Genomic DNA, 9,295 nt, shown 5'->3' with positions numbered 1-9,295 from the left:
ACTGGGCGGTATGTGGAGAGTGATCCGATTGGCCTTGGTGGTGGACTGAATACCTATGGATACGTAGAAGCAAATCCAGTACTACGGACAGACTCCCTAGGGCTTATGCAGGATATTGGATGTATTACGCCACCAAGATCAACTGCAGAGTTTTGGTTTCCATGCAAACCAGGTGGAGGAGCTGGAGCATCCGCTAGCGGTGCAACTGGGTTAGGCCTTTGGTGCGTTCTAAACGGAACGTGTGCTGCCAATAACGCAGACGAAGAGTGTCCTGTACCGGGTGCAACCCCAGGCGAGAAAACACGAGGGCCTTCTCAGGTTTGGGAGAAACCAGGTGACAGCAATACCGCTGATGATGATTTTGATAATCTATCGCCAACGGATGTACAGGAAATACCCGTAGGACGTAAAGGAACACTTCCAGACGGGCGGACTGTAGTAGTCAGACCTGTCAGCAGCGACGGCCGACCAACCATTGAGATTCAAGACGGTAGAAACAGGATAAAAATTAGATATGGACAGAAATAGCCATAACATGCAGGAACTACTTGAGCCGGCACCAATCGAGCCCCTAAAAGGGAAAAAATTGCATCTGGATAAAATTATCGATTCAGTAGAGGGGCTCAAAATCTATCTAGCGGAGTCACTGGATGAAAAGAAAAGGATAGTTCTTTCATTCACACTTAACGAAATAGTTGGCTACTCCGTAACAAATGACAGCTACACCTGGAAAAGAACGAAAGAGCGAAAATGCGAACCAGGCCACTCCATATACATAGTAAGTAATTCCCGGGAAATATTAAAGTTCCAAGAAGAAACCTACAGCACAACATGTTTCGAAGAGGCTGAGCACTACTGCATAATACTAGATGAAGAAGAGATAGACATCGTGACATTCGCCCCACCCCAAGTTTCGTACATCTATAATTAAATAAAAAGGGGGAGTATTCATTTTCCATACAAACCAGAAACCGTCCTTCTACAACTCCTTCGGTTTCTCACACCTCGCTACGAAGTAGGGCGAATAACCGCACCGCGGTTATCCGCCAATGTAGCGGGGTATCGGCGGATAACGCCTTTGGCGTTATTCGCCCTACGGCAGCGCTGGCCAGGAAAGGGATGGAGGCGCGACGCGCCTCTCACTTCACCGGCAGGTCCTTGCCCCACAGGCGCACCGCCTTGATCCCTTCCGCGCCGCCTTCGAAGACGAAGGTCTGGCGGATGCCGGCCTTGGCCGGGACGGTGACGTCGTCGGGGTTGGCGAGGGCGACCAGGGCGTTGGAGTAGCCGTCGTTGTCGATCACCAGCAGCGCGCCGGTCTGGGTCAGGTTGATCAGGCGCACGGTGGCGTCGCTGTCGTTCTTGAAGCCGAGGGTGACGGCCAGTTGCTGGTCGCGCGGCTCGGTCTTGAGCACTTCGACCTGGCCGATCTCGGCGAAGCCGGCGTTGTCGGAGACCACCTTGGCGCCATCGGCGCCCTGGGCCGACTGGCGGCCGCTGGTGATGCCCTCGCTGACCCCGCCGAGGAGGTTCTTGCCGGTCTCGATGGCCGAGGACACCGCGGCCTTGGCCGCATCCTTGACCGAGCTGCCCTCCTCCGCGGCCACGGCGCTGCCGGCGGCCAGGGGCAGGAGCAGTCCCAATGCGGCGATCCTTGCGTTCATTCGTCCATCCTCTGGTGGTGTGGGAAGCAGCCAGACTAACAGCCGTCTAGCGGCCGTTCCAGTGGCGCGCCCGGCGCTTGCGCCACCAGATGTAGACACCGGTCAGCGACAGCCCGGCGATGGCCAGGCCGAGGGCGGCGATGGCGATGCGTCCCGGCAGGCCGGCGATGCGCCCGCCGTGGATCGGGTACTGCAAGCGGTAGAAACGCTCTCCCCAACTGCCCTGCCCGGCGACTTCCTGGCCTAGCAGGCGGCCGTCGCTGCCGTGGAAGAACAGCCAGGACTTGCCCATGGGGTCGTCGTGGTCGCCGAAGCCGGCGCCGAAGAAGTTGTATTCGAAGCTGTAGTACAGCTCGCCGATCGGCTCGGCGATGCCCAGCCGCGCCGCTTCGACGCTGGCCAACTGGAAGGTGCGGTCGTAGTCCAGGCGGGTCTCCCCCAGTTGCTCCCTGGGCAGCCGCCCGCGCGCCTCGTAGACGCTCGGTTCGATCGGCGAGAACAGCGATACCAGCGGCTTGAACACCTGGCTCGGCAGGTTCAGGGCGACGCTGCTCAGCGCCACCGGCGCCAGCAGCAGCCAGAGCCAGAGGCCGCCGGCGCGATGCAGGTCGAAGTTGAAGCGGTAGGCGTTGCCGCGCTTGATCTTCCAGGCTGTCGTCCACTTGCTCCAGAACGGCCGGCCGCGCGGCAGGGTCAGCCAGGCGCCGACGAAGCAGTCGAGGAACCAGAACATCGCCACCCCGCCCATCAGGTACAGGCCCCAGTTCCCCGGCAGGGTCAGGTTGTGGTGGAACTCCAGGACCCAGGGAACCAGGTTCGCCGGCTGGAAGCAGCAGGCCGCCCAGAGGCGCTTGCCGACTTCCTCGCCGCTGACCGGGTCGAGGTAGAACACGTCGTGCTCGACCTTGGCGCCGGCCTCGCGCGGCACGGTGGCGAGCAACGCCGGATGCCCGCCCGCCTCGGGATACTCCATGTACCACACCAGTTGTCGCGGATAGCGTGACTCGACGCGTTGCACCAGGCTGCCCGGGGAAAGGCGCTCGCCGCCCTCGCCCACGGCGTAGAAGCCGGGGTTCAGCCATTCGTCGATTTCATGATGGAAGGCCAGCAGGCTGCCGGTGAGACCGGCGAGGAAAAGGAACAGCGCGGTAGCCAGACCGACATAGCGGTGCAGCAGGACCAGGACGGGGCGCATGGGGGCTCCAGGTAACCAGGGTACGGCCGGCGACGCCGGCGAATGCCCGGCGCGTACGTCGCGCGCCGGGCTGCTTGGCCGGTACCGCGGCGCTGGCGCCGGGGCCCGGGTGGACGGTCAGAACTGGTAGTTCACCGTCGCGGTGACGTTGCGCTTCTCGCCGAAGTAGCAGAAGTCCAGGCTGTAGCAGGACGCCACGTAGTCCTTGTCCAGCAGGTTGTTGGCATTGAGGCTGACGTCCAGGCCTTTCAGGCCGAGCTTGCCGAGGTCGTAACCGATCCGCGCGTCGACCAGGGTGTAGTCCGGCACCCGCAAGGTGTTTTCCTTGTCCGCCCAGGTCTCGCCGACGTAGCGAGCGCCGCCGCCGATGCTCAGACCGCTGAGCGGGCCGGCGTCGAAGGCATAGTCGGCCCACAGCGAAGCCATGTGCTTGGGCGCCTGGTTCGGCGTATGGCCCTGGTTGCCGTCCAGCGACTTGGTGTAGGTGATGTCGGTGTAGGTGTAGCTGCCGAGCAGTTTCAGGTTGTCGCTGAGCTGGGTATGGGCCTCCAGTTCGAGCCCCTGGGAGCGCACTTCGCCGACCGAGGTGTAGAAGTTGTCCTGGGGTTCCTTGGAGGCGACGTTTTCCTGGGTGATATGGAACAGCGAGGCGGTGTAGAAGCTGTTGCTGCCCGGCGCCTGGAACTTCAGGCCGAGTTCCCACTGCTTGCCCTCGGTGGGCGCCAGGGGCGTGCCGGAGGCGTCGGAATAGGCGTTCGGGTTGAACGACTCGGAGTAGCTGACGTAGGGCGCCAGGCCGTTGTCGAACAGGTACAGCGCGCCGATCCGCCCGGTGAATTTCTCCCAGTCGTCGTCGGCCTTGCTGCCGGTGCTACGGTTCTTGTCGGTGACGCTGACCCAGTCCTGGCGCAGGCCGAGCGAGAAGCGCCACTGCTCGACGTCGATCAGGTCCTGGAGGTAGACGCCGGTCTGCTCCAGGCGGCGGGTGTGGTTGTCGTCCGGGAAATAGCTGATGGCGTCGTCGCCGTAGACCGGGTTGAACGCGTCCAGCGCCGAGGCCGAGCCGGAACGCCAGTCGACCACGGTGCGCCGGCGCTGGTAGTCGAGGCCGGTGAGCAGGGTGTGGCGCGCCGCGCCGGTGGCGAATTCGGCCTGCAGCATGTTGTCGACGATATACGCCTGCAGGTGCTCGCGGGCGCCGCTGAAGTAGCGGTTCAGCTTGTTCGGCTCGCTGGCGCTCCAGCCGTAGGCGTAGACCTGCGACAGGTCGACGTCGGAGTCCAGGTAGCGGAAGTTCTGCCGCGCCGACCAGACGTCGTCGATGCGGTGCTCCAGCTGGTAGCCGAACATCCGCTGGGTGCGGTCGAAGTCGTCCTTGCTCGGCTCGCCATCGAAGAACTCGCGGGAGATGTGCCGGCCGTTGTGGTGCGACAGGGTGCCGTCGGCCGGTACGCCGCCGTGGTAGCCCCCGTTGGGATCGTGTTGCAGGTAGCCTTGCAGGGTCAGGGTGGTGTCATCGCTGAAGTCGATGGCCAGGGTCGGGGCGATGGCGTAGCGCTCCTCCTTGACGTGATCGAACTGGGTGTCCGAGCCCTTGCCGAGACCGACCAGGCGGTAGGCGATGCGCTTCTCCTCGTCGAGCGGCCCGCTGAAATCGAAGCCCATCTCCTTCTGGCCCATGTTGCCGATGCTGCCGGTGATCTGGCGGTAGTCCTCGTACAACGGCTTCTTGCTGGTCAGCGCCACCAGGCCGCCCGGCAGGCTACGGCCGTAGAGCACCGAGGACGGGCCCTTGAGCACATCGATGCGTTCGAGGAAGTACGGGTCGACCTGCATCGAGCTGAAGGTACCGCTGTCGCCCATGGCCTTGAGGCCGTCGAGGTAGATGTTGTCCACGCTGTTGTCGGCGAAGCCGCGCATCACCACGTAGTCGTAGCGGTTGGAGGCGCCGACCTGGCCGGTGAAGATGCCGGGGGTATAGCGCATCGCCTGCTGCACGGTCTTGGAGGCGGTGTCGTCGATCTGCTCGCGGGTGATCACCGAGACGGTCTGGCTGGTTTCCAGCAGCGGCTTGCTGGTCTTGGTGGCGATCTGGCTATGGGTGGCCAGGTAGCCATCGGTGCTGCCCAGGTTGTTGCCGAGGGCGAAGACCTCCACCGCCTGCATGTTCAGCACATCGCCGTCCTTTGCCGGCGCCTCGCGCAAGACGAAGCTGCCGTCGCCCTGGTCTTCCGCTTCCAGCGGGGTGTCGGCGAGCAGCCGGGCCAGGCCCTGCTGCACGGTGAAACTGCCGCGCAACCCCTGGGAGCTGTAGCCACCGGTCTGCGCCGGAGTGGCCGAGAGGGTGATGCCGGCTTCGCGGGCGAAGCGGTTGAGCACGTCGCCCAACTGTCCGGCGGGGATCGCATAGGGCCGCGCCTGTTCCGCCGCCGCTTCGGCGGCCGAGGCGCAGAGCGGCGCCGCGCCGGCCGCCATGGCCAACGACAGCAGGGCCGCGCGCACCGAACGGCTCAGGCGCGAGGCGCGGGGGAAATCGAGGGACGACGGGGCATTGCGGAGGACGACGGCGGTGGCGGTCATGAACGGGATCCGTTGGAGTCGTTGAAGGGTGTTCAATCGGTAAAGCCGGACCAGTCGCGGAAAGCCGACAAAAATAATGAAAATAATTTTCAGTGCGTTTCGCTCCGGACGAAAGCAAGCGTCCACGCGGCCGCCGGCGCGACTCAGGCGGCGACCACCCTCACCCACCAGCGGGTATGTCGCTGCAGGCGCACCGGCAGGGTCCGCGCGAGCACCTGCAGCAGCTTGTCGGTGTCGTCCAGGCGATAGACCCCGGACAGGCGCAGGTCGGCGACCTCCGCGGCGCAGCCGAGGTAGCCGTTGCGGTAGCGGGCGACCTCGGCGAGGAAATCGGCCAGGCGCATGTCGCGGGTGACGATGAGGCCATCGGCCCAGGCCACGGCGTCCATCTGCGGCCGTTCGAGGCGCCGCACGCCGTCGGCGGCGATCCGATAGCTCTGCCCCGCCTCGGCCACCGGAGCCTGCAGCGGACGCGCGCCGAAGGCATCGATGCGCACCGAACCCTCGCTGACGCTGAGACAGGTGGCGGCATCTTGCAGGCGTACGTTGAAACGGGTGCCGAGGGCCTCGAACAGCCCTTGCGCGGTACGTACCCGCAGCGGCCTGTGCGTGGGCGATTGCGTATCGGCGCCGCTGGCGAGGAAGATCTCGCCGCGGGCGAGGAGGATCAGGCGCTGGCCGGCGTCGTAGCGCACGTCGACCGCGCTGTCGGTGTTCAGTTGCAGGCGGGTGCCGTCGACCAGCTCGATACTGCGCCGCTCGCCGGTGGCGGTGCTGTAGTCGGCGCTCAGGCGCTGCCAGGGCAGGCTATCGCGACCGACCCAGGCCACGGCGCCGCCGGCCACCAGCAGCGACAGCAGTTTCAGCGCCTGGCGCCGCTGCAGGCGCTGCGCGCTACTGTCCAGGGTGCCGTAGGCGACCCCGCCGGGCAGCGCCTTGAAGCGTCCTTGCAGTTCTTCGTTGAGCGCGCTGACCTGCTGCCAGGCCCGCTCGTGCTCGCCGTGCTCCGCGCGCCAGGCCGCGCAGGCGCGCTGCAGGCGATCGTCGGCCGGCTGCGAGCGCAGGCGGACCAGCCAGTGGATGGCCTGCCTGACCACCGCTTCGTCGACCCTACCGCGCGTCCCGTCCACGGCTCCGCTCATTCGCCGTAGCGCAGCAGGTAGCAGTGGTACAGCGCCTCGGCCACGTAACGCTCGACGCTACGCTGGGAAACCCCCATGCGTTCGGCGATCTGCCGGTGGCTGAGGTCTTCGCACTGGGCCAGGAGGAAGGCGGTGCGGACCTTCGGCTTGAGCCCGTCGAGCATCCGCGAGATTTCCTCCAGCAGTTCCAGCACCAGTTCCCGCGCCTCGGGCGACGGCGCCTGTGCCTCGGGCAGGTGGGCGATGCTTTCGAGGTAGGCGCGCTGCAGTTCCTCGCGACGCCAGTGGTCGATCACCAGGCCGCGGGCGATGGTCCGCAGGAACGCGCGCGGCATGCCGATCTCGCGCAGTTCGCGCTTGAGCAGGATGCGCAGGAAGGTGTCCTGGGCCAGGTCCGCCGCGTCCGCCGCGCAGCCCAGCTTGCCGCGCAGCCAGTTCTGCAACCAGCCATGGTGCTCGCTGTACAGCGCATGCATGGCGCGATGGTGGGCGCTGAGAAGGATCGGGGCGGACATGGGAAAGTCGGGGCGACACATGAATGATAATGAATCGCATTGTCGAGAAGCCGCGGCCTTTTTGCAATAGCACCCGCCGGCCGGCGCCCTACTCGGCCGCCGCGCCTTCGCGCAGGCAGGCCAGCAGGTCTTCGCTGGCACGGTCGCGGTGCGGTTCGTCGCGCCAGCACATGCCCACCGCGCCCTCGCCGGGAATCTCCAGCGCCAGCCTGGCCACCAGGCCGAGCCCGGCAAGGTGCTCGACCACCCGCGCCGAGCCGATGGATAGCATGTCGCTGCCACGCAACAATTCGATGTTGGCCAGCATCGACGATGACTCCAGGCGGTAGGCCGGCGGCTGCCGGCCGCCCTGGGTCAGGGCCATGTCGAGCTTGCTGCGGATCGGCGAGCCGGGCGGCCAGACGATCCAGTCGTAGCGCCACACGTCTTCCCAGTCCAGCGCGGCGGCCTGGGCCAGGGGGTGACCGGGGCGCGCCATCACCACGATCGCCTCGCTGTAGAGCACCTCGCAGCGCAGGCTGGCGCGCGGCACATAGTTGTCCAGGCGCCCCACCACCACATCGAGCTGGCGTTTCTCCAGCCGTTCGAGAAGGCCGTTCATGGTGCCTTCGAGCAGTTCCACCTGGGCCCCGGGGTAGCGTCCGAGGAACGCCCGCAATGCGCGCGGCACCAGGCTCGGCGCGGAGGCCGGCGACGTGCCGAGGAGCACCCGGCTGCCGCTGCCGCTGCGCATCGCCTCGAGGTTCTGCCGCGCCCGCTCCATCTCGGTGAGCACGCGCTGGGCGTGGTTGAACAGGGTCATGCCATAGGGCGTCGGGCGCAGGCCACGGGCGTGACGCTCGAACAGCGGCGCGCCGACGTCCTCCTCCAGTTCCTTGAGCCACTTCGACAGGCCCGGTTGGGTGGTGTGTGCGGCCCGGGCGGTGCCGCTGAGGTTGCCGGTCTCCATCAGGCTGACCAGCAGTTGCAGGTGTTGCAGGCGCAGGCGGCGGGTCCAGTCCATCGCAAGCCATCCTCGAATACGTATAGGTCGATGTCTAAATATCATTATTCGGTTATGCCTTCACCTCGAATAATGACTACCAGACCGAGGCGGCCCCGCCTCCTCCCGCCGGAGATTCATCGGTATGCATAACGACAATTCCACCGAGAAGCGCGCCGACTTCTATCGACGCATCCGCCAGCAGCACCTCACCCCGCTCTGGGAAGCCCTGCACAGCCTGGTCCCGGCGCAACCCGCCGGCGGCTGCCAGGCGGCGCTGTGGCGCTATCGCGAACTGCGCCCGTTCCTGCTCGAGGCAGGCGACCTGATCAGCGCCGAGGAAGCGGTGCGCCGCGTGCTGGTGCTGGAGAACCCGGACCTTCCCGGCCAGTCGTCGATCACCCCGAGCCTCTACGCCGGCCTGCAACTGATCCTGCCGGGCGAGATCGCCCCCAGCCACCGGCACACCCAGTCGGCCCTGCGCTTCGTCGTCGAGGGCTACGGCGCCTACACCTCGGTGGACGGCGAACGCACCCGCATGGAGCCGGGCGACTTCATCATCACCCCGTCCTGGACCTGGCACGACCACGGCAACCGCGCCGCCGCGGAAGGCGGCGAGCCGGTGGTCTGGCTGGACGGCCTGGACATCCCGATGCTGCGTTTCTTCGGCGCCACCTTCGCCGAAAACCATGATGAACCGGTACAGCCGTTGCGACGTGGCGAAGGCGACAGCCTCGCCCGCTACGGCAGCAACATGCTGCCGCTGCGCCATCAGCCGACGACGCCGACCTCGCCGCTGTTCAGCTACCCCTACGCGCGCAGCCGCGAGGCCCTCGAGCGCCTGGCGCGCCTCGAACGGCCCGATCCCTGGGAAGGCCACAAGCTGCGCTATGTCAACCCGGCCACCGGCGGCTGGGCCATGCCGACCATCGCCACCTGCCTGCAACTGCTGCCGGCCGGCTTCCTCGGGCAGCCCGCGCGCAGCACCGACGCCAGCGTCTATTCGGTGGTGGAAGGCAGCGGCGTGGCGCAGATCGGCGGCCGGCGCTTCGCCTTCGAGGCCAAGGATCTGTTCGTCGTGCCCTCCTGGGCCGAGCTGCGCCTGGAAGCCGGCGCCACCGACTGCGTGCTGTTCAGTTTCTCCGACCGCCCTGTGCAGCAGGCGCTCGGCATCCTCCGCGAATCCCGCGAACCCCTCGCCCACTGAAGGATCCGTC

At 65.9% G+C, this 9,295-nt stretch carries 9 protein-coding genes; 3 read left to right on the top strand and 6 right to left on the bottom strand.

Going from position 1 to position 9,295, the window contains the following annotated elements; all coding sequences use genetic code 11:
* Together HMPREF3014_RS33435 and HMPREF3014_RS34365 are read left to right on the top strand one after the other, a co-directional pair.
* Nucleotides 1–528 (top strand): RHS repeat-associated core domain-containing protein (locus HMPREF3014_RS33435; RefSeq protein WP_305884735.1); only part of this gene is annotated, 528 nt, incomplete at its 5' end.
* Nucleotides 529–535: 7 nt separating this feature from the next.
* The gene (locus tag HMPREF3014_RS34365) at nucleotides 536–931 is read left to right on the top strand and encodes a hypothetical protein (protein ID WP_124014397.1); all 396 of its coding nucleotides are present in this window, start codon (nucleotides 536–538) and stop codon (nucleotides 929–931) included.
* Between the two features lie 208 nt (nucleotides 932–1,139).
* On the opposite strand, the gene HMPREF3014_RS12620 is transcribed toward HMPREF3014_RS34365, so the two are convergent.
* From HMPREF3014_RS12620 to HMPREF3014_RS12595, 6 genes are all read right to left on the bottom strand, one after another.
* Nucleotides 1,140–1,664 (bottom strand): hypothetical protein, encoded by a 525-nt coding sequence (locus tag HMPREF3014_RS12620; RefSeq protein WP_003120098.1) that lies wholly within the window; start codon nucleotides 1,662–1,664, stop codon nucleotides 1,140–1,142.
* Nucleotides 1,665–1,710: 46 nt separating this feature from the next.
* On the bottom strand, nucleotides 1,711–2,859 hold the full coding sequence (locus HMPREF3014_RS12615; RefSeq protein WP_003113288.1) for a PepSY-associated TM helix domain-containing protein: 1,149 nt from the start codon (nucleotides 2,857–2,859) through the stop codon (nucleotides 1,711–1,713).
* A 117-nt stretch (nucleotides 2,860–2,976) separates the two neighbouring features.
* A complete protein-coding gene (gene foxA / locus HMPREF3014_RS12610) occupies nucleotides 2,977–5,439 on the bottom strand; it encodes a ferrioxamine receptor FoxA (protein WP_009876518.1) in 2,463 nt (820 codons plus the stop codon).
* A gap of 143 nt (nucleotides 5,440–5,582) precedes the next feature.
* A complete protein-coding gene (gene foxR / locus HMPREF3014_RS12605; protein ID WP_003113290.1) occupies nucleotides 5,583–6,569 on the bottom strand; it encodes an anti-sigma factor FoxR in 987 nt (328 codons plus the stop codon).
* 8 nt (nucleotides 6,570–6,577) lie between these two features.
* Complete coding sequence (locus tag HMPREF3014_RS12600) at nucleotides 6,578–7,096, bottom strand: sigma-70 family RNA polymerase sigma factor (protein ID WP_003089775.1); 519 nt, start codon at nucleotides 7,094–7,096, stop codon at nucleotides 6,578–6,580.
* Nucleotides 7,097–7,184: 88 nt separating this feature from the next.
* The gene (locus HMPREF3014_RS12595) at nucleotides 7,185–8,099 is read right to left on the bottom strand and encodes a LysR family transcriptional regulator (RefSeq protein ID WP_023087464.1); all 915 of its coding nucleotides are present in this window, start codon (nucleotides 8,097–8,099) and stop codon (nucleotides 7,185–7,187) included.
* A gap of 124 nt (nucleotides 8,100–8,223) precedes the next feature.
* Between HMPREF3014_RS12595 and gtdA the strand changes: the two genes are divergently transcribed.
* The gene (gene gtdA, locus HMPREF3014_RS12590) at nucleotides 8,224–9,285 is read left to right on the top strand and encodes a gentisate 1,2-dioxygenase (protein ID WP_003116883.1); all 1,062 of its coding nucleotides are present in this window, start codon (nucleotides 8,224–8,226) and stop codon (nucleotides 9,283–9,285) included.
* Nucleotides 9,286–9,295 lie beyond the last annotated feature (10 nt).

This window comes from Pseudomonas sp. HMSC065H01, assembly GCF_001815235.1.
GTDB classification, from domain to species: domain Bacteria; phylum Pseudomonadota; class Gammaproteobacteria; order Pseudomonadales; family Pseudomonadaceae; genus Pseudomonas; species Pseudomonas aeruginosa.
This window is presented reverse-complemented; position numbering and strand designations above follow the sequence as displayed.

What these genes read in the sequence shown, in the direction of transcription:
- HMPREF3014_RS34365 (WP_124014397.1), top strand. Translation starts at nt 536, where the DNA reads ATGCAGGAACTACTTGAGCCGGCACCAATCGAGCCCCTAAAAGGGAAA.
- HMPREF3014_RS12620 (WP_003120098.1), bottom strand. Translation starts at nt 1,664, where the DNA reads ATGAACGCAAGGATCGCCGCATTGGGACTGCTCCTGCCCCTGGCCGCC.
- HMPREF3014_RS12615 (WP_003113288.1), bottom strand. Translation starts at nt 2,859, where the DNA reads ATGCGCCCCGTCCTGGTCCTGCTGCACCGCTATGTCGGTCTGGCTACC.
- foxA (WP_009876518.1), bottom strand. Translation starts at nt 5,439, where the DNA reads ATGACCGCCACCGCCGTCGTCCTCCGCAATGCCCCGTCGTCCCTCGAT.
- HMPREF3014_RS12600 (WP_003089775.1), bottom strand. Translation starts at nt 7,096, where the DNA reads ATGTCCGCCCCGATCCTTCTCAGCGCCCACCATCGCGCCATGCATGCG.
- HMPREF3014_RS12595 (WP_023087464.1), bottom strand. Translation starts at nt 8,099, where the DNA reads ATGGACTGGACCCGCCGCCTGCGCCTGCAACACCTGCAACTGCTGGTC.
- gtdA (WP_003116883.1), top strand. Translation starts at nt 8,224, where the DNA reads ATGCATAACGACAATTCCACCGAGAAGCGCGCCGACTTCTATCGACGC.